Here is a 22808-nt window from a genome sequence, read left to right on the forward strand (position 1 = left end):
GATTCTTCTTTATAAATTTGGTCTTTGGAAGATAGCAGCTGTTTTGTGAAATCTAGGATAATTTTGATCCTTATCAAGAGGTATGAAGTGGATCATATCGATCCATGTATAATCTTGCCCTGTATTCCCTCCAACATGTGTAAATCGAATCCAATGCCTGTCAGTAGTTAGAATCTCGACCGTACCAAGTAAACGGGAAGGATTTACATTCCAACCAGTACCCGTTTGTGGAATGCTTCCTTTTATACCATCTACATTTGTTTCATTCGCATGTGCCATATAGCGCTTAAAGCCCTGTGAAAGCATATTATTATCTGCATCAGCAAGTGCAGCACCAGCAGAAACAACGCCTGACGCGTCCAGGGTTTGTCGGCAATCAAGCAGGGTTGGCATGGTTTGCTCCATACTGGTTCCTTTATCAAAAACTGCCTGGAGAATAGGTCCATTACTATTTTGACCATAACATGCCCATACCTTGTATTTTCCTTTCACTAACATGGGAGTTTTCATTTCGAACCAAACATTTCTAGCCGTATTTGTGGCCGCTATCATAGACATTGATAGATAATCCGAATTGCTAAAGTATCGGTTTGTCGCTGTTGTAGAAACATATTTTGGAGTCTGACCAGCACTTGGACGCTCAAACTGATAGGCGGCTACCAAGCTCGCTCCATTAGCAGTTAAAACATAGGTTGACCCTGTCGGTTTACGCCATATACTTCCCTGTGAACTGATCTCAGGTTGATCTGTAATTTCCCAAAAGAGAGGAACCTGGAACCTAACCTTTATTTTAAATAGATTTTTCGAATCATGTATTACACCATTTGAAGTAGTCAAATCTGAGAAACTTCTATTAATGGCTACTCCCTGCTCATGCACTCCATTAAAGTCATCATCGTTAAGTAGAATCATTTGTCCCACAAATTTACTGGTGATAATTTCCCTCGGAGCCAAAGTATACAGTGCGGAAGTCTCTGTTATATCTGCCATGTAGTTTGCTCCTGGTATAATGTGATACGCCACATAAAGCCATAAACTATCGGTATGGTTTTTGGGACTTGATGTCTTACTTAACTTCGCTTTTAATTGTGCATAGCTGCTGATTCCAGCCACATTAAGGGCAGAATCTGATTCAATGATAGCCGTTTGGAATCGCTTTAAGGTGTCTGTTGCCTCAGATTGTTCCACATTTAACGAATCATAAAATCCAGTTTCCTTTAATGCCTGAGTAAAAATGGTGTAACGTGAACTTTCTTCAATCATCTTTGCCAATGTCTTAGTGGAAGGCAATAAGACCTCATCAATGATATGCATGACGCCATTACCCACACGAACATTAGGTTTCGTAATTTTAGCTTGCTTATTGACCAAGTAACTGCTACTTCCATTTTGATTAGTAGCTCCAGTAACCAGATATTGTCCATATAAGGTAAGTTCTGGCAGCTTTCCATCGGTAAATGCTTCTGTACCAATTGTATCAGCCAGCAAATGGAATTTAACCATGTTCTTCAAATCTTCAACAGGTACATCAGCAACTGACGCTTTATTTAATTTTACTAACCAAGCCTTAATAGCTGTGTTGTCAGGAGTAAACAAGGTATACGTTCCATAGGCTCCAAGATATCCTGATGTACCTGAGCGCTCTAATATTTCTGTCATGAGTGAAAATTGATCCGGATACAATTCCAGATACCCAACAATATTCACATCATCAGTAGTAGATTGGGTATATAATTCCTTCTTACAACTATTAGTTATAAAGAGTAATAGGATCAACATAAAGATCCATCCCTGATTGGGTTTAAAACGATATATTTTTTTCATAACCACTTTTATTTGTAGAATGGATTTTGTATTAATTTAGTATCAGCGAAAATATCAGCCTCATTGATAGGCAGGTAATGACTGTTTACATCTTTAAATTTATTCATTGCCGTTTGTTGCATGGTTGAGGGAACAGTTCCTGAAACCATATTGAGTAGAATATCAAGCCTTTCGTAGTTGTTCCTTTTAGCATTTCTTAAAAGATCATACCAACGCTTTCCTTCAAAAGCAAACTCACGGGATCTTTCAGCCAAAATATAGTCACATATTCCAGCGACATCTGTAGGATCAGGACTTTGAGCTGTGGAAGAAATTGCGTGGCGGGTAGTGCGAAAGCTTGATAGGATCGCAAGGGCTTCTGCTCCCTGATCTTTTACAGCCAAGGCTTCAGCTTTCAAAAGCAACACATCAGAATAACGGTAAGCCTGCCAGTTTACATAGGAAGGATTTTCTACGCCGAATTTGGTTATGGTACTGCTTGTAGAACTGAAAGAAACGTCATCACCCCGGTAGTCCCTATTACTAAGATCCATATCATCGGGAATAAAAACAGATTCTACGAGTGAAGGAGAAGCTATAAATCTCTTTGCTGAATTAACAAGGATGGCGTTAAAACCATTATCTGTGGAGGGCATATTAGCAAACTCAAAAATTGTTTCTCTGGAACTTCCGTTATAGTAGACAAGAGTCCACCATGCATTAGATCCACCGATCAAAGATAATTTTAAAGGATTGGCGATAGAATAGGCAATCACCTTATTACATTCCGCAATACAATTATCATACTGTTCCATCCATAGATAAACATCTGCCAGCAGTGTTTCAACGGCTACTTTGGTAATACGTCCCTTGTCAGTTGCAATTGTAGAATTGTATGTAACCGGAACTGCCAAGTCAGCTGTTTTTAGGTCAGCAACTAATTGATCAAGAATAACAGAAGCGGATGTCGTTCCTAATTCTTGCAAATCGGTATCCTTCGATGTCGAAGTTGTCTTAAAAGGGACATCTCTAAATGTTCTTACCAGATAGAAATACATCAGACTTCTTAATGTAAGAGCCTCCCCCATATATGCATTTAATTGTTCATCAGTCAATGTTGGATCATAATTTTTCACTTCGGGAGCATATTCCAATACGGTATTGCAATAGTTAATAGTACGGTATAGTGCTGCCCATTTTGTCAGTCCATTCGATGCGACAATATTTACCTCCATAATATTCTTATCATCTATTGTCGCTAAAGGACTAGCTGATATCATATCAGCTCTAATTTCTCCCCAGGTAAATAAATATTCTGTTACCTTTCTATCTGTAACTCCTACGGGAGATGCAATAAGAGAGGAGTAACAACCAATAATGGCGGATTTTATATCCTCTTTTGTTTTCCAATATTCCTGACGTGTGATTCCATCCTGAGGAGATAGATCCAACCATTTGTTGCAGGAAGTGTCAAGCAGCATCAGGAATATAATACCAGCTCCATATATAAATTTTTTCATCTTACTCATATTAAAAAAGATTAAAACCTTACAGATAAACCGAATGTGACTGTTTTAGCAGCTGGAGTCATTGAGTTATCAATGATAGTGCTAAAAGGTCCGTTAATTTTTGTTGATACTTCTGGATCCTGACCGGTGTATTTAGTGAATGTAAAGAGGTTTTCAGCTGTTAAATAAGTACTCAAACCACTCAAATTCAAACGTTGCAATACACTTTTAACAAAGTCATACCGAACAGTTACTGATCTTAACTTCACAAAAGAACCATCTTCAACATACCTGCTTGAACCCAGGTAATTGTATCCTTTACGATACATTGCTCTTGGCATATCTGTAACATCGCCCTCTGTCTTCCATCTTTTCAAAACAGCAGTACTTTGATTACCGAAACCATACATACTAGTTGTTGTAATTTTCGTACCATTTATCAAATCAAATCCTTGTCTGTAAGTAAAGAAAGCACTCAATTTCAAATTTCCCTTGAAGGTAAATGATGGGCCAAATCCTCCTGTTAACTTTGGATTTCCATTTCCAAGATATACGATGTCCTTATAATCAATCGATCCGTCATGATTGATATCTTCATACTTCGCGTCTCCCGGTTGAAAGACATAATCAATGGATGGATAGGCAAAACGCATATATACCTTATCACCGTTAGGACCGATAATAGGATTTCCAGCCTTATCTGTCGCAATAGTTGCTTCCTTATCCTTATAAACTCCTTGAAACTTAAATCCGTAGAAGGATCCGAATGGTGTATTCTCCTGCACATAGGTTTTCCAGGTTCCATTAGTGGTTATCTTACCTGCATTTTCACGTGGATACAAAGGAGAAATCTCTCGAATCATATTTTCATTATGAGCTACATTGAAGTTAAAATCAAAGCGCAAATTCTTTTTGTTTATAACATTAGTATTTAAGCTTATCTCCCATCCTTGATTATCCATTATACCAACGTTCATATCTAAACCTGAAAAACCATTGTAAGAAGCTACCTGGAGATTTTCATAAAATAAGTCAGATGTACGATTTCTGTATAGTTCAGCATCAAGCGATATCCTGTTATTAAATAATGCCAGGTTCAATCCAACATTTTTACCAGTAACTGTTTCCCATCTAAGATCACTTAGCTCAATATTTGACGGATAGACTCCTGTTTCTCCAAGATAACTTATGCTAGAGCTTTGATAAATATTGAAATAGCGATAATCATACTTAGGTGCATTTCCTAATTTACCGTAACTCGCTCTTAAACTAAATTCATTTAAAAATTTCAAGTCTCTCATTATAGGCTCATCAGATATTCTCCAACGACCTGAAATGGATGGGAAGAATCCGTAACGATTAGCAGGGCCAAACTTTGAATTCCCATCACCTCTCAAACTTACATTCAACAAGTAACGATTTAGATAACCATATTGTCCATTTAGCAGTACTCCTACTGACCTTGATTCGATAACGCTGGATTTAGCAGAATTCACTAAATTAGTTCTTGAATCAATTGATGGATCATCTAGAAAAGAAGAAGCTGTATTGGAAGATTTCAAAGATTGCGATGTAGTAGTTACATCATTACTCTGGAAAGACAGTAGCCCTGTAAAACTATGATTTTCACTTATTTTAGGTGTATATATAAAATTCGTTTTAGTAGAAATTCCAAAATCATCGGCATCATTATCAGTGGCCCGATTAACGCTATTTTCAATAAATGGTCTTCCTGTCGCTATTTGAGGAAGGAAAGTTTTGTATTTGTTATTGTTTATGTTAATTAACAAATCTGATGATGCTGTTAAAATACTAGGTATAATTTCATAGCGTAAATTAAACTTTGGCATGATACGCTCTCCTATTTGTCTATTAGTAGAGGCCATAGCCATAGCCAGTGCATTATAAGTACCTATAATTTCATCTTTACTATTATAACCAATTGTACCTTGAGCAGTGGTAGCCGGACTAAAATAGTTTGATGTCAGATTTCCGAATTCATCATATTCATAAATACTCTGGTTAGGCATTTTGCTATAAGCGATGTCTCTGTTATACTTGTCATATAATGCGCTATTATCTAAATGGGTATACGATATATCTGAGCGGAAATGAATACGGCTAGATACATTATAATCCAGATTAATACGAGCGGTTATACGACTTAAATCAGTTCCCTTTGTAGTTCCTGCCTGATTAAAATAGCCGACTGAAGCAAAGTAAGTAGCTTTTTCTCCACCACCATTAATAGAAATATTATGATCCTGCATATAACCTGTTTGGGTAATAGCTTTTACCCAATCTGTATTATTGCTGAAATTATAATAATTGTAAGGATCATTAGGATCATATTGAAACTGCTTAGCACTCTCATTAGTAGAAAACTGAACTCCTGAATTATAAAATTCTTCTGAGATCAATGTGGAGTACTGATCCCCATTTAGCATAGGGATAGCATCAGGTTGTTTTGAAAGTGACCCTTTAAATGTATAAGTAACCTTAGGTGTTCCAATGGCTCCACGTTTAGTATTAATTACTAAGACCCCATTAGCCGCTCTTGATCCCCATACCGCTGTTGCTGCCGCATCTTTTAGCACACTAATATCTTGAATATCAGATGGTGCAATATTCAGCAACTGACCATATCCGTTTTCATCCGATGTTGCAAAGTTAAAATCCGACGGTATCGTTATCTCATAGATCATTCCATCCACTACTATAAGCGGATCAGAAACCCCATTTATGGAAGACACTCCACGAATTCGGATTTGCATGCCCGCTCCAGGATCACCTGATCCTGCCGTAATATCAACACCAGGAAGACGTCCCTGAAGTGCCTGATCTATTGAAGCGGCCTGCATTTCTTCCAGATCCTTTGCCTCGATAGTGGCAACTGCTGTAGTTAGATTCTTCTTATCCAGGTGTAGATCATTTCCCTTCGCTTTCGCTACTCCTTTGATCACAACTGTAGTAAGTTCATTGGACATACCCTCCAACTGGAAGTTTATAATGGCTTTCCCTGCAATTGCCAGAGGTTGAGTGGATTTATAACTAATAAATGACACCATAATCCGGTATTCCGGCTTAGCCACTTTTAAAACATAATTTCCTTCAATATCAGTAGATGTACCATTAACAGTACGCCTTTCCTGATCTACAATAATCACAGTGGCACCAGCGATTGGAAGCCGGTCGCCTTTATCAATTACCTTACCTCTGACTGTAGTTGCAGGAGTTTGGGCCTGAACACAAGGCATAATAAAGAGCAGACAGATAACGATCAGATCGAATCTGTAAAAATATTTTTTCTTCATGATTCTGATCGTATTAATAGGTAAACTTTAAATAAGAACTGATTTGATGAATAAGGGTCCTATTGGATAGGACGTTACTATTTGAAAGAACAACCTGTGCAACGCCTCCATTCATATCTGTTACCTTAAGATTATTCAATTCATATGTAATAGTCAGACCAAGAATATCACCATCAGTATTTTTGAGTAAGGTCTCATACCTGCCAGTTTTCTGTCCATCCGTTGCAATAGAGTTCTTATTTAAAATATGGTATTGAATAAAACGGGTTACATTTGATATACCGGTTGCATCTGTAGGATTGAAATTGGGGGTTACCGTTGTAGCTGTAAATGCACCAGGTAACTTACCATCTCTAACAGCCTGTTCAATAGCTTCTTTTGAAGGAACAAAAACGGTGTAATTGATACCTAATGATACCCCTGTTATCTCACCCGTGGTCGCATTATAAATACCACCTTTTGTTCCAAGGTTATTCTTCAGATATTGAAAGAAATAGTAAAAAGGATCAGTAGGTAAAGTTCCATACTTTTCAATATGTTTGCCTACTAACAAATTGGTGTATGTCAATGCTCCTCCAGCATATATTGCAGGGCCGTTGCTAGATGTACTAACCGAACTTATAGGAATTGTTAAGTTATTATCCATTGTTCCTGAAGAGCTCAATTGGTTTCCTTTATACCTGATATATTCTCCGTTATTCGTTTCTAGTACGCCTTCACCTGCAAAATTAGGTGCAGCCCGAGCTCCTAATGGAATAATGTGAGTATCCATAATTCGTTTCAGCATTACATTATCTGCAGCACCATTATACCGAAAAGGAGCTGTAGGGTAATAAGCATCGTATGCAAAACCCATTTTCATTAGTTCGGCGTCTGATACCAGGATCAGACCATATCTCAAGGTTGCCGTTTTTAAACTAATATAGAACCCATAATAATTCAGCGCCTTGGTCATGATTGAATACGTAGGATTCAAATAAGCATTCCCATAAACGGTTGAAAAGATGTTAGCGTCCTGTGCTTTGTTGGTTCCATAAAAGAATCCGTTACTTAAGGCCTTCTTTTCTATTACATCTGCTGCGAGGCTTACATGTGTAAGCTCACCTTGCGAATTAGTTGTAGTTGCAAATTTACTCGCCCACAATGGAGTAGAATACATATGTGAGTTAACGAAATTTGAAAGGATACCTGGATTTAATTGGAACAAATTATCCAGGGTAGTTCCTGCAGGATAATACTTTAATAAAACATTTGCGGCGTAGGTATTAACAGCTGCATCAGTTGGTGCAATAATGGAAAAACTTGATATTTGAGCATCATTTGCATCTTCTTTTAAGAAATTTTCACTGTTTACAGGAAAGGCAAGAGATGCACTATAAATCTTTGCATATACAGAATCACTATTCCCTGTTAATACCTGATACCGATGTGTAACATCAGCGTTAGCACTGTAAGAAGCAAATTTGTTCAACAAACCTCTGAATACCTTGTATTGGTCGTTTGAAGCAATATATCTATCTACGCTTAAGGGTGGAACCAATACTTTGTCCACTACATGAATTACCCCATTCTCCGCAACAATATCCTGTTGATCTGCAAGCACTTTTGCAGGTCCTATATTGAATCCTATATAGTCACTATTAGGATAAAAGACTTTATAGTCATCCGCTGTAACTTTAACCAGGTCGGTGAAGGCCGTTTGAAATATAGGTATATTCTTGTTATTGAAATCGTTGGAAAGATAGCCTCCAAGTCTATTGCCTGCAATTGCTTTAATACTTGTTCCGGCCGCATTCTTATCATCATATACAAAGTCGTAATATACTGTCCGGCGACGGAATGCCGTATTTTCTATCCAGCCTGTCCTTGAAAGATAGTCACTAAGACGACTACTTTGCTCACCGTCATAAGTCATCGAATACCTGACAACTTTTGTAGCTAGTTCTTCACTTACATCTGCGATTCCGCTGATTCCGTTCTCTTGAAAAAACGCTGGAAATGCAGCATCATTTGGTGCAAACAATGTCCAGGAGCCTGATCCGCTTAGGGCATCTTTATAACCTGCTTTGTCTGCTAATGCCAGAAAATTTATAAAATTACCTTTGGCTTGTAATTGTTGATAAATTGGTTCTGCGAGGCCTTCTGGTCTGCCGTAATAATCGTCCCATTCTTTTTTACGACAGCTCGTAAATAAAAGGACTACTACCAGAAAGCACAATAAAGATTGTATTGATCTCTTCATATAATTATTTATAATGGTATGCTAGTTAAGTGCGGACATATGTAACACATGTCAACATGACAATTTAAAACGAGGACGTAAGAATTCCTTAAACCTCATTTTCGGTTTTAATAATTAATTAGTAAAATCTAGTATTTTTAGATTTAGATGTTAGTAGGTTTTGAAGAAACAGTGAATGTAAAGATTTTATCCATATTTATAATTCAGTGAACAATGTTTATGTATGATTTTAGTTTATTAACCAGTCCATAAGTTTCTTCCTTTTCAGATTAAGTTGACTTATATTTCCGAATGTATGAGAGTTAGAAATAAACTGCAACCTGTTCCGTCCTGTCCTGATTTTAATAAATACAAATTTCGAAACAATACCTCTGTTTTATTGTATTCCATTCCATTTTTGTAATGAATATCCGAATAAATCACAATATTTAATTACAAATTTTATTCTTCACAAACAATTAAGAGTGGTAACACTTTGTTATACATAATTACATCGATCGTTTTGAAGAAAAAACAACCTCATAGTGAGGAACAATTAACACGTCGAATAATGAAGCCTGACTGTATTTCATCTTTCCTCTTATCCCATCTTCGAAGAAGACCTCTCGTTCATTCGGCAATGGAACGATCTGAAACAGCATTTCCTTACCTCCACCTGTTTTAATAAACCTTTTCAAACCAACAGTCATCGCTAGCCCTGAATAAAAATCATCAGCAATCAAAGTTCCATTTAAATACAAAGACCCGGTGTCCCCTGTGTAATTTATTTTCATATAAGCTTCATTCAAATCTCCAAGAGTAGCAGGGAGCTTAATACTGTAATACCTGGAACCTGCAACAGCTACCATGTTAGTTTGATATTGAGGACCTGTCTTAACAAGACCTCCGGCAGTCGTATCTCGATTATCAAATGGCACAAGTTTTCCTTTATTCTGATAGGAGGAAATATTCTGGACTTCTTTGAAAGAAGCTTCCAGTCTACGTGGTGTAAGATTAAGACTATGCCTCTTAAAAATCCCATCCGCTGATTCAATCAACTGATGTTTACCTGCAACCAAATTAGTAATTGAAGGATATACAGAAAAGCTAATCCTTGGATCACCGGTACTCTGAATATTTAAGCTATCTCCCGGAAAGGTTAATTCCTGCTTTGAAATAAATAAACGTTCCGCCTCAAATGCATTTCCTTTCCAGGCATCCAAGGCTTGTTTATGACTCAAAATCAATACATTTATCTTGCTCCCATTACTTAAAGAAATTTCAGTGACACAAGCGGTGCCAGGTTTAAGATTAGAAATGTGATAGCCATCTAAAGAACTCAGCACTTTGCCATCTGTAGCTTTCATTTCTTTGATATTCGTCTTATCAAATACAAATTCCGGATCAATTCCTTCCGGCGCAAAAAATACATACATAGGAATTTTACCTTTTACCAAACATAGCGGCTGAGCAGTTGCATATTTCAAATTAACCCCACCCAGATCCATGTTGAACGGAAAGATAACCTGCAGATCTTTCTTGATCGTGATTGGTTTTTCAGGAAAAGTTAAAACGCCCACCGGAAGCTTCAAACCAAACTGTACATTTTCAAAATCTTTCATAACCAACTGCCGCTGGAAATTACTGATAAATACAAATCCACTGTTCCCTTTTGATCGAACCACAAACCGGAGCACACTATTATCTGCCGAGCCCGAAGGTTTCTGATTGGGAAACGAAGTAGTATACTGCACCAGCTGATTACCAAAATCATTTAAAAAGCTATGGATAACTTTATACGATCTGTAAGAAGGACGTATTTGTCCCCACTCCCCTATTGGTGCTAAAAAATCATAGCTGATAATAGGATAGTCATTCGGATACTTAGTTGCCTTTGATTCCTGAAGCGTAGACAATTTACCAATTGGATTTGAGCCCCCATGAAACATATAATAGCCCATCAGATTAGCCCCTGACCCAACTTTAACATAACTGAGTGCAGAAACATCATCTGCCTGAATGATAGGTCTCCGATGATCAGTAATTTGGTTTCCACCACCCATTTCGGCTGTCGCATACGGATAGCGATATCCTTTATAAGTGGTGTCAATAGCATGTTTACCCAATAAATCACTTCCTATCGTAACATCTCCCCGTAAAGCTGTAAAAAGGTAGTTTTCCGAAAGTGCTAATTTGGTAGTCTTTTTATCCCATGGTGCTTCAGGATAAGCACCCCATACAGGTAAAAGTTCATTTTGCATTTGGTTAGAACCCGGCCATCCTGTTGCTGTATAATAGGGAACATCTATACCTGCCTTAAGCGCCATCTCCTTTAAAGTCACCATGTGCTCCAACCCTGCTGGATTATTAAAACGGTACTCATTCTCTATCTGAGTGCCTATAACCGGACCTCCATTTTTAAAATAAAGCCCGTTAAGCTGTTTCCCCACTTCATTATAAAACAGTTGAACGGCACTCAAATACGCTGGATTATTTTTTCGGGTATTGCCTTTTTTAACCAGCCAATCAGGGAAACCACCATTCCTGACTTCTCCATGGCACCATGGACCAATGCGCGCAAAGAAAAACACATGATGCTTTTTACATAACTCGGCAAAAGCACGAAGATCATTGTCGCCCGTCCAGTTAAAGTGCCCCTCCTCCTCTTCATGGTAAATCCAGAAAACATAAGAGGCAATCACATCGATTCCCGCAGCTTTCATCTTTAGAATAGCTTCCTCCCAATATGCACGAGGATAACGGGAGAAATGTATTTCACCCATAACAGGATACCAGGGCTGACCATTTTTTGTAAAGTACAGACTATTTGCATCCAGCACATCCCCATTAGCGTTCTGGTGAGTTCCCAACTTAAGATGGTCTCTTAGGATTGGCGTTTCTGCAGAACTCAAATCTGCAGTATATGTACTTTGCCCTTTAACTTCCGTAGAAAAAAATAACGCAAATAAAATAATCAAGCTTAATTTCATTAGAGCAGTATACCTACTTTGAACTCTAACTCCCCTGAAAAGGATCATCGTCGATAAAACAATCCCGCCTAATTTAATTTGATTGGCCATAATTACCTTATTTTGATTTATTTTGATTTGAATTAGGCTTCAATTCATCCGGACTATCTTTCGTATAGTTCTTATACTCCTGTTTAGATGGATTTACAAATACATCTTTGATGACTTCAAAAGGCACATCTGTCACCGGATTAAACTTATCAGTACCCATATACTTCATCAAACTCAAATATAGTTGTTTAGCAGCAGGACGATTCTTCACATCAGCACTTAAGTCTGCGCTGGATACTATGATCATCCCCTTCCCCACTTTTGCCTCATAAACTAAAGCCAAACGACGGTTCAAGAACCAAGTATCTATAGGTTGCACCAACGGTTTAAATCCCAATGGAAAATCTTCCAATATCATAACCTGCGAACGGTTAGCAATATCCCACCATTGTATATCACTATGCGATGCGGTAGGAAAATCCTGAAATGCCTTACTTTGCGATTGAATGAGCATTCCAGTTACATGTGGAGGTCGCATTTTAAACCAGGATGTGTTCCAAAAGACAGGAAGAAAATGCATGACCACTTCTTTACCTTTAACCACTTTCCCTGCAGCATTCAAAAATACCTTTCCCCCTCGATCCAAAACTTCTTTTGCTTTACTATCAAGTACTGTCGTATAATAAACGTCTGTTTTTAATTCCGTTTCAAGAGCCGGATAGACCCAAAAATCCCAGTCATTCACAAATGAAGTTTGCGCAACCGTAACTTCTAAGTTCAGCTTAGTTGCCTTTGTGATCCCCGATAAAGGAAAACTAATTTTCCCTACAGCGATTCCGTTTCCATTGTTAATAGTTTTAGGATCCAAACTTCCCTTGGCAACCACCATACCCTCCGGATCCTTTATCGTCCAGTTCAATACCGCATTTACAAGCGGTTGAGCGCCTGAATGAAAAATTGAAATCCCTGCTTCAAACGTCTCATCATTTGTAAACACAAACTTAGGAACCAAAGCTAAAGGAACCGTTGTATTACAAAAACGAGCAAACTGTTCAGCAGGAATATATCCTTTTTCATCCCAGAAAGCATCCAGCACACCTACCAAAGCAGTACCCTGACCAGGGAAATCCTGTAACCCTAATAATTGAAATCCTCCATAACCGGGAGTACGCAACACTTTTTCTATTTCATTTTTATAACACAGTGCCTGAAGCTTACCCGAAGCAGTAAGGAAATCCTCCGCCTGATCAGCCATGCCCTGATCTTTCAGATCTTCCTGAAAGAGCTCAAAGTTTTTTGCCCTGTAAACGCCTATGTACTTTTTAATTTCTTTAAAGTTCGGGAACACACACCATTGTCCCATTTCATGAGCAATGAAAGGAACCGTAAATTTCGCAATCCCTTCACTGAAATCGCTTACCGTTTCAGGCTTTGCATTCCAGTTCAACCCTCTAACTCCTCCCCTCACCTGATATTCGGCTTGCGGCACCACAGGCCAACTCCCCCCTACTGACATCCCAGTATAAACCCGTCGGGAGTCTTTCTTTTTCCAATAGTCTACAAACGCATTCAGATATTGTACCTGATTTCCCGCAGGCTCATTTCCAGCCGAAAGCATAGTAAACGAAGCATAATTGCCGTAATTTCGAGACATACGGTTCGTTTCATCATACAGATACTGATCAATAGGAAACCCCCTTCCAATAGAAGTTCCATGGTTAGTCCAGCTTGGTCCCTCGGGTTGAATATAGAACCCAATTCGATCAGCAGCTATAAATGCAGCTTCAGGCGGACACCAGGAATGGAAGCGCATGTGGTTTAAACCATGGGCTTTGGCAATTTTATAAATCCGCTCCCAAGCCTCTACATCCATAGAAGGATAACCTGTTAACGGAAATTCACAATTATTAACCGTTCCTCTTAGAAATACAGGCATCCCATTAATCACGAACCTATTCCCTTCAATAGTAAATTCTCGCATACCAAACTGAATTTGTTTAGTACTCTCCACACCTTTATTTTCTTTTAAACAAGCATTGAGATGATATAAAGCAGGATTAAACTCATCCCAGGTTTGCATACCTGCTCCAAATGGCAAGTCCACTTCAACAAGTGCGGTAGCCAATTTCGCAACTACAAAGCCGACAGTAACAGGTTTAGTTTCGTCACCAACCGAAGAATTAAAACTTTTTGCAGATAGCCTAATTTGTCCGGCAACTTTTGCCGGGGAACTATTCTTAATGTAAAACTTTACCCTGGCTTTCTTATTTTTAACATCAGGATACACCTGGATGTCTTCGAAATAAACAGATGAACCTGCCTCTAAAGCAATCTTGCCAATAATACCGTTCCAATTTCCCTGCGTATGATCTGTTATGCTATGCGAATCAGGACCTACATTGATTTCCTTAATCCGGTTATCAATCCGTATAGATATTCGATGGTTACCTGAACCCAGTTGGCTTGTTAAATCATATTCATGTGCAGCAACCAGGCTATTTTGCATGCCAAACTCCTTACCATCCACCCAAACACGGGTCTCAATATGACTGCGTTCCAAATAGAGCACAATACGTTTCCCCTTCCAGTCCTTGGGAATACTGACCTCCTTTTGATACCAGGCTACACCAACGTAATGTTTTGCAGGAGTAAGCCAAAAAGGAAGTTTAATATTTCCGGGTTCGCGATACTTTGCCAAACGAGGATTAAAATAGAAGGAACTATCATAAATACTTCCTGTCCACTTGGTTTTTAAAGTAATATCGTCCCCTTTTAAGTTTTGAGCCATCGAGCCTGGCAAAGTAATCTCATCCTTTAAAGCTTTTAAAAACCACTTTTCAGCTACACCATGATCTTCTCTATCGATTTGGAATTCCCATTTCCCATTAAGCGAAATAGTATTTTGTGCTTTTACAAAGCTGCTTGATGAGATTAAAATGGAAAGCAAAAATAGGGAACGAAAAAATGTAGTGTGCATAATTAGAGGTGGTTCGATTGTAATTAGCTAAATGGGTTTAAAAGGGTTTATGATCCTGCATGCACAAAAATAAGCCTACTGACTGAAGATCCTGTAACAAGATGGATATTCAATCAGTAGGCCTCTCAAAGAAATACTAATATTTAGATAATATGAATTTTCGCTTATTAATATATAGGTGGAAATAATGAGGGATTAGTTTCACTCATCATTTCATAAACAACTTCAATAATGTCATCCGTAGAAGGTTTGCTAAAATAATCACCATCTGTACCATAAGGAGGGCGGTGTTCCTTAGCAGTTATAGTTCTCGGTGCACTATCCAGATGATAATATCCGTTTTGTTTCTCCAGTATTTGCTGCAGAATATAAGCAGAAGCACCACCGGGAACATCCTCATCTACAATCAATAATTTATTTGTTTTCTTTAATGATTGTGCACACAGATGATCCAGATCAAAAGGATGTAACGTTTGCAGATCTATAATTTCTATAGAAATGCCCATGTGTTCAAGCTCTTCTGCCACTTCCTGAACCACACGAAGTGTAGAACCGTAGGAAACAATTGTGATGTCCTTACCTTCCCGCATCAGCTCTGCTTTTCCAAGAGCTACAGTAAAATCACCTACATTAGAAGGAAGACGCTCTTTTAAACGATAACCATTCAAACATTCCACAACTAAAGCAGGCTCATCAGCACGAAGTAATGTGTTATACATACCTGCCGCCTGAGTCATATTTCGGGGTACGCAGATATGAACCCCGCGCATAATACCTAATATAGCTGCCATCGGTGACCCTGAATGCCACACACCTTCAAGACGATGTCCACGGGTACGGATAATCAAAGGAGCCTTCTGACCGCCCTTAGTACGATAACTTAAACTTGCCAGATCATCACTGATCACGTTTATAGCATATAAAATATAGTCGATATATTGAATTTCAGCGATAGGTTTTAAGCCACGGAGACCTAAACCAATACCTTGTCCGATAATGGTACTTTCCCGGATTCCGGTATCAGCCACTCTTAATTTGCCAAACTTGTCCTGCAGCCCCGCAAAGCCCTGATTTACATCACCTATACTTCCAACATCTTCACCAAAAGCAATAATCCGTGCATCTCTTGCAAAGTTTGCATCGAAACAGCCATTCAAAATTTCCCTTCCATCAATAAGCTTAGAGTCTGCGTCATATATAGGAGCAACAACGGGAACGTGTACATGCGAATCAAATGAATCGGTAAATAGTTTTGAATTATAGCGTTCATTGTTATCAGCCAACTGTTCCTGGTACCAATTCTGAAGATCTTGCTTCTGTACCGAATCTTTTCCAATCAGCGTACGCATTGTTTTGCGCACATGAACCATAATCTCCCTTCTGGTTACCTCTACAGAGGAATGAATTGACTTCGCCATTTCATTAAAGACTGGAAGATCAAACGCTTTCAACAGTGCTTCTGCTTCATCAGCTTCCTTGCGCAATTCTTTTTGGAAGTTATCCCAAGCATTTTTACGGCAAACACGAACATATTCAATTGCCTTTGTTTCAAGCTCAGCCAGCTCTTCTTCATTGATAATGGCCGACTCGATCATCCAGTTTCGCATTTTCAACAAACAGTCGAACTGCATTTCCCAGGCTAATCTTTCTTTTGATTTATACCGCTCATGAGAACCTGAAGTGGAATGTCCCTGCGGTTGAGTAAGTTCATATACATGAATCATCACCGGAATTTGTTTCTCCCGGCAAATGGCTATAGCCTTTTCATATGTTTCACAAAGACCTGCATAATCCCAGCCCTTTACTTTAAAGATCTCAAATCCTTCGCCCTTTTCATCGCGTTGAAATCCTTTTAGTACTTCTGAAATATCTTGTTTGGTAGTTTGCAATTCTGAAGGCACTGAAATAGCAAAACCATCATCCCAAATAGACACAGCCATCGGAATCTGTAATACTCCGGCAGCATTAATGGCTTCAAAAAACACCCCTTCAGATGTTGAGCCATTGCCTATGGTACCAAATGCAACTTCATTCCCTCCTGCTGAAAAATGCGATAGGTAACTCAGATCCGGATTATTCCTATATAATTTGGATGCTTGGGCTAGTCCTACCAAACGAGCCATTTGCCCCCCAGTAGTGGAAATATCGGCAGATGTATTTTTAGTAAGCATCTGATTTTTCCAGCTGCCATCCTCATTGAGTACACGCGTTGAAAAATGACAATTCATCTGCCTGCCTCCCGAAAACGGCTCTGCTTTTACGTCAGTATTTGCATATAGCTGCGAAAAGAATTCGGTTATGGTCGCCATTCCAGTAGCAAACATAAATGTCTGATCCCTATAATAGCCCGACCGCCAGTCTCCTTTTTGGAAAACTTTAGCCATTGCTATTTGGGCAACTTCCTTCCCGTCGCCAAAGATGCCAAACTTGGCCTTACCTGTTAACACTTCACGACGGCCAATTAAACTGGCTTGCCGGCTTTCGAAGCATATTCGATAGTCTTTAATTACAATATTTTTAAAGTCCTCAAAGCTCAATTCAGGAACCTCAAACTGATTACTTAGTTTAGATTGTTTTTCTGACATATGTATGAGAGTCAATTCTTCAAAATTAACATAAAATAAAACCGTTATGCTGTTTAATCAGAAGAAAATTACAAAGATTGAGCAGGATATAATTTGGTTGTGTGCTAATAAACAGTAAATATGACCTTATCCGATACATTTTTACACTACGATGTGTTTCAGTATAAGACCTGTAGCGGTTTTGGATACCTCGGTTTTATATGATCATCAGTGATCTCATATCATTATTTTTTAAAGGATACATGGGGTAATCGTATTTATAATTAAAAGAGATTTAAGTCTGATCTAAAACGCAGTTTGTTTTCATTCGGAGCGGAGAAGGTGCGGACAAGGTGCGGAGAAGGTGCGTGGAATGTGCGCTTTAATTATAATGGAGTGTATTCATTGTCTCGTCCTAATATAACTATACACTTGTAATTCAATAAAGCACGAAATAGACGGCAATCTTAAAAATATTGTTACTTAAGGGCATAGTTTTTGAATAGTTAATTAGTTGAGTTACCTTTACAAAACGTTTATATTATAACACACATGAAAAAGCTTATAGCCTTTTGTTTAATACTATTAGGATTTATTACGGTTTCTGCAATGCGTGCAGACCAGCAACCTGATTTCAAGTTTGAAAAAGAAACGAATGACTTTGGTAAAATCCCTCAGGGAAAGCCAGTTAGTTATGAATTTAAGTTTACTAATACTGGCGATCAGCCTTTGATTATCAGCAATGTAGAATCAACTTGCGGTTGTACAGTCCCTAAATACACCAGTACCCCTATTAAAAAAGGTGATACCGGCATTATTACAGTAACCTATAATGCAGCTGCTCCTGGAGCTTTTAACAAAGCATTGACTATTAAATCAAATGCAAAAACTCCTGTAAAATACATTTACATCAAGGGAAGCGTTGCAACAAGTTAATAAATATTAATAAATTTTGCTTCAAGCATAAAAAACCTCTCTATAACAGGGAGGTTTTTTTTATGTTTGTATATATTATGCCACATATTTCAAACAAGGGGAAGGGGATGCCAGCTTCACCGATACGCAAATTAACACCATTTGCAGAGCAGGCAAAACTACAAGGAAAGACTGTTTATCATTTAAACATAGGTCAGCCAGATATTGAAACTCCGGAAGTCATGATGAATGCGATCCGGAATGTCGATTTCAAAGTATTGGCATATACGCAATCCGAGGGAACAATATCTTATCGGGCCAAACTGGCAGACTATTACAACCATGCCGGATATAACATTACTGCTGAGGATATTCTGGTTACTACTGGAGCTTCGGAAGCCATTGTTATTGCCATGCAAACCTGTTTGGATCCTGGAGATGAAATTATTATCCCAGAGCCTTTTTATGCCAACTACAATGCATTTGCATGGATGAGCAATGCGGTAATCAGACCTGTACTATCTCTTATGGAGAATGGATTTGCGCTACCTCCGGTTAGCGAATTTGAAAAGCTGATTACTCCTAAATCGAAAGCAATCTTCATCTGCAATCCCAATAATCCTACTGGATATCTATACTCCTATGATGAATTGGTAGAATTGAAGAAACTGTGCTTAAAATATGATCTTTACTTCTTTGTTGATGAAGCTTACCGCGAATTTTGCTACGATGGAAATACGTTTCATTCACCAATGCATTTAGATGGGCTTGACCAGCATGTGATTGTTTTTGATAGTGTTTCAAAACGGTATAGTGCCTGTGGAGCGCGTATAGGTTGCTTTGTTACAAAAAACAAACAAGTTTTGGCTACTGCTCTGAAATTTGCACAATCTCGGTTAAGTCCGGGGATGGTCGATCAGATCGCTGCAGAAGCTGCATTAGATACACCAGATTCTTATTTTGAATTAATAAATAAAGAATATACAGAAAGACGGGATTTTCTGGTAAATTCGCTTAATAAAATGCAAGGCGTTTATTGTCCGAATCCTAAAGGTGCTTTTTATGTTGTTGCCCGTTTCCCGGTTGATGATTCAGAAAAGTTCTGCCAATGGATGCTGGAAGAATTTGAATATGACAATCAGACAGTCATGCTGGCACCAGCAGCTGGTTTTTACAGCACAGAGGGCGCTGGAAGAGACGAAATAAGATTGGCATACGTTTTGAACAAAGAAGACTTAGCGAAAGCTATGATCTGTTTGGATAAAGGGTTAAAAGCTTATCCCGGCAGAAAACTAGAAGTCAGCCCGGCAAATACAGTTGGAACTGTCTTTATTTAAAAAGAATATACTTGGGGCCGACCGGAATTGACAGGATGGTAGCAGGTATGTAAGCATGCAGCGCGTTGTGAGACTAGCGCTTAAATCTGAACTCTCAAAACCACAATTGGCGAAAATAACTACGCCTTAGCTGCCTAATTTAGAATTAGCTTAGCTTTTGTCCCGCTGGTATTCTGTTCTGTTTAATCAGTATATGGGGCATCGTTCAACAGAACTGGTCTGATAAAAGGTGTGATTACCGGACAAGATAAAGCACCTAAGGAAGACGGTACAGGCACTCGGTCAGCCTTCCCCTTCTCTACAATTAAATGACAGATACGCATGTAGAAAGCATAATTTGTTCCATGTTTGGACGAGGGTTCGAATCCCTCCGGCTCCACATCTTAAAGAGCTTTTAGTCAGCCGGTTACAGAAACTGGCTGACTATCCAGCTGACCAAAAACTAAAGAATTACTCCGAGTGAATGCTAAATGGGAAGGACCTTTCATATTTGAACCTCCAAAAGGAGATCTTTCGAAAGATCGGTTTGTCTGGATCAAATATCAAAACCCTTTAACCGGTAAGCTGGAAAGATTTCGTTACAATATAGGATTAAATAAATTTACGACCAAAGAGGACCGCCGGCAACATGGTAAGTCTTTAAGGGTTGTAAGTGATAACCTACTCAAAGAAGACTGGTCTCCATTTGAAAAGCATGATGCCTTTGCAAGGCACAAAGATAAATCTGTTGTATCTCTTATAGATCAGTACCTGGATGAGATAAAAAGTAATCTGAGGCCTAACACCTACAAGAAATATTATATTGAAGTCCAGTTCTTCAAAAAGTATTTGATATCAAATTACCTGGTCAACCTTTTATTGAATGATGTCACAAAGACAGTCGTCGTCAATTTTCTTAATTGGGGAAAACAAAAACGAGCATGGAAGGCCAAAACCTATAATCACTATTTGAATGACATCACGACGATGTTCAATTATTATCACCAGAATTACGATAACTACATTGGAAAGGTTCCGGCTCTGAGTCTTAAGCGTGCACCCAGTGAGAGGCCTGGCAATTCTGCATTTAGTGATTGGCAGTTTAAGAAGCTAAGGGAATCGATGTTTAGGAATGGTGACACGATGCTTTATACCTTCTGCAGCTTTATATATTATGGAGCTTTGAGAAATGAAGCTGAGGGAAACTATTTGAAGCCGGTGACTTTAATTTCAGCATAAAGAAATTGAAGGTTGATTCCGGAACACCAAAGAACAGAAAGACGGAAGAAGGAGAATCAAGATTTAATGAGCTATAGGCTAGTTTTGTCAATAATATTACCAAATTCTAATTATACCGAATTCGGTATAATTAGAATTTGGTAATATTAGCAATCGCCTTCAAAAGGCTAGAAATAACATTATGAGTAAAATAATTATAGAAGGAATTGAGATTAATGTTGAATCAAAGGAGAACATTGATTACATCTCATTGACAGACATGGCAAAAAGCCAGCATGAAAACATCATAATAACTAAATGGTTAAGCTTAAAAAACACAATTGAATACCTTGGTGAATGGGAGGCCATGTATAATCCTGATTTTAATTATACCGAATTCGGTACAATTAAAAATACATCAGGAAGTAACAACTTTGTACTTTCAGTAAAGGAGTGGATTGAAAGAACAGGTGCCATCGGGATAACAGCAAAAGCTGGAAGATATGGTGGAACCTATGCTCATAAAGACATCGCATTTCAATTTGGAATGTGGATCAGCCCAAAATTCCAATTATTGTTAGTCAAGGAATTTCAGAGACTAAAAGAAGAAGAAAATAAAAGATTAGGGTCTGAATGGGATTATCGTCGCTTTCTTTCAAAAACAAATTACAAGATACATACCGACGCTATTAAGGATTTTGTTCTTCCTGCTTTAAACGTTTCTAAAGAAAATGAGTGGCTTGTATATGCTGACGAGGCTGATATCTTGAATGTTGCCATGTTTGGAATGACTTCAAAGACGTGGAAAGAGACAAACCCTGAAGCAGCACTAAAAAACCTAAACTTACGGGATTTAGCAGATGCTCATCAGTTGATAGTACTAAGCAACCTTGAAAGTCTTAATGCTGGGATGATTCAGGCTGGAGCAGATAAATCCTCACGCTTGTTTACCCTGAGAAAGAATGCCGAATTTCAACTCAACTCTTTAAGAAAATCTACCTATACTTTAGAAAAAATTCAAAGTCCTTTTTCAGATGTTAAAAATAAGACAATTGATACACCTATTACAGTTACTCCGTCAACTAAAGTGAAAAAAATAATTAAGCCATAATAATATCATGATAGATCAGTACGCAGACAAGCACCTTTAGATTATATAGGAAAACTTTGAAGTGGGCCAGGTTGAGTTTACAACGTTCTGTGAAGTATCTCAGCCTTCCATTAGCAGGATGCTTGCCTGCACTCATGAATATTGATGGAGGTAATTTAAACCGTATGCTTGAAGCTTCATTATGATCCAATGTGGGTGATTTCAGGTATAATACCGGCGAAGGTGAAGGAAGAAAGGTCAAGCCTACTTACGGATATCACAAATCTAATAGTTGAGATCAAGATCTTAAATGCAAGATTGGCAACGGTCGAGGAAAGAGTTTAACATTTCACTAACTGACTACTCAGCTATCTACAGTGGGCAAATTCGACTACTGTAAAAACCTTAACAGCCCCCTATTACATGGAAAAGATCAGAAAAGAGGCAATCAACTTTAAATAGTTTTTGCCTCTTTTTTTTATATACTGGGTAGCAAAAAAGCCAGATTAGATCACCTCGTTTTCCTTGACCCATTTATTTGTAAAATGTGAAATCCACGGGTTTACAGGTTCATTCAACCCTACATTTCGTTTAGATAATCCTGACCCATATAATTGCCAAAACCCTTATTATCAAAATTTTAAAATTAAATAATTTAGATTTCCGAAAGACACTGTTTATTAACAGGCAGGCTTGAATCTACTTTTATATACCTTTATACTTATAATAGTCTTTTCCAATAACCATTATGAAATACATTTTATGCTTACCATTTTCCTTTAGGCATGAAGATAATTAATAAAGAAATAAAATCAATAGTAGAAATTTACGCTTTCCATTATCCGTCACAATCATGTTGTAG

At 38.2% G+C, this 22808-nt stretch carries 11 protein-coding genes and 1 other RNA gene; 5 read left to right on the top strand and 7 right to left on the bottom strand.

What is annotated here, in order from left to right:
* Positions 1-9: 9 nt before the first annotated feature.
* From BFL47_RS06420 to BFL47_RS06450, 7 genes are all read right to left on the bottom strand, one after another.
* Positions 10-1824, bottom strand: a complete 1815-nt coding sequence (locus BFL47_RS06420; RefSeq protein WP_069658983.1) for a fasciclin domain-containing protein — start codon at positions 1822-1824, stop codon at positions 10-12.
* An 8-nt stretch (positions 1825-1832) separates the two neighbouring features.
* Complete coding sequence (locus BFL47_RS06425; protein ID WP_170827284.1) at positions 1833-3323, bottom strand: RagB/SusD family nutrient uptake outer membrane protein; 1491 nt, start codon at positions 3321-3323, stop codon at positions 1833-1835.
* Between the two features lie 20 nt (positions 3324-3343).
* Positions 3344-6625, bottom strand: a complete 3282-nt coding sequence (locus BFL47_RS06430; protein ID WP_069658985.1) for a SusC/RagA family TonB-linked outer membrane protein — start codon at positions 6623-6625, stop codon at positions 3344-3346.
* Between the two features lie 13 nt (positions 6626-6638).
* Complete coding sequence (locus tag BFL47_RS06435) at positions 6639-8867, bottom strand: fasciclin domain-containing protein (RefSeq protein WP_069658986.1); 2229 nt, start codon at positions 8865-8867, stop codon at positions 6639-6641.
* Between the two features lie 488 nt (positions 8868-9355).
* Positions 9356-11926, bottom strand: coding sequence for a beta-galactosidase (locus BFL47_RS06440; RefSeq protein WP_083257044.1), 2571 nt, complete (start codon positions 11924-11926; stop codon positions 9356-9358).
* Positions 11927-11933: 7 nt separating this feature from the next.
* Positions 11934-14843, bottom strand: a complete 2910-nt coding sequence (locus tag BFL47_RS06445) for an exo-beta-1,4-galactosidase (RefSeq protein ID WP_069658987.1) — start codon at positions 14841-14843, stop codon at positions 11934-11936.
* Positions 14844-15010: 167 nt separating this feature from the next.
* A complete protein-coding gene (locus tag BFL47_RS06450; RefSeq protein ID WP_069658988.1) occupies positions 15011-17428 on the bottom strand; it encodes an alpha-ketoacid dehydrogenase subunit alpha/beta in 2418 nt (805 codons plus the stop codon).
* A gap of 531 nt (positions 17429-17959) precedes the next feature.
* Here BFL47_RS06450 and BFL47_RS06455 point away from each other — a divergent pair.
* From BFL47_RS06455 to BFL47_RS06475, 5 genes are all read left to right on the top strand, one after another.
* Positions 17960-18343, top strand: coding sequence for a DUF1573 domain-containing protein (locus BFL47_RS06455; protein WP_069658989.1), 384 nt, complete (start codon positions 17960-17962; stop codon positions 18341-18343).
* A gap of 77 nt (positions 18344-18420) precedes the next feature.
* Positions 18421-19659 carry a pyridoxal phosphate-dependent aminotransferase gene (locus BFL47_RS06460; protein WP_069658990.1) on the top strand — a complete coding sequence of 413 codons (1239 nt, stop codon included), beginning with the start codon at positions 18421-18423 and terminating at the stop codon, positions 19657-19659.
* Positions 19660-19672: 13 nt separating this feature from the next.
* Positions 19673-20041: a transfer-messenger RNA gene (gene ssrA, locus BFL47_RS06465) on the top strand.
* Between the two features lie 77 nt (positions 20042-20118).
* The gene (locus BFL47_RS06470) at positions 20119-20877 is read left to right on the top strand and encodes a phage integrase SAM-like domain-containing protein (RefSeq protein ID WP_069658991.1); all 759 of its coding nucleotides are present in this window, start codon (positions 20119-20121) and stop codon (positions 20875-20877) included.
* A gap of 181 nt (positions 20878-21058) precedes the next feature.
* Positions 21059-21967 carry a KilA-N domain-containing protein gene (locus BFL47_RS06475; protein ID WP_069658992.1) on the top strand — a complete coding sequence of 303 codons (909 nt, stop codon included), beginning with the start codon at positions 21059-21061 and terminating at the stop codon, positions 21965-21967.
* Positions 21968-22808 lie beyond the last annotated feature (841 nt).

Origin of the sequence: Arcticibacter eurypsychrophilus (assembly GCF_001730525.1) — a bacterium.
Taxonomy (GTDB): Bacteria; Bacteroidota; Bacteroidia; order Sphingobacteriales; family Sphingobacteriaceae; genus Arcticibacter; species Arcticibacter eurypsychrophilus.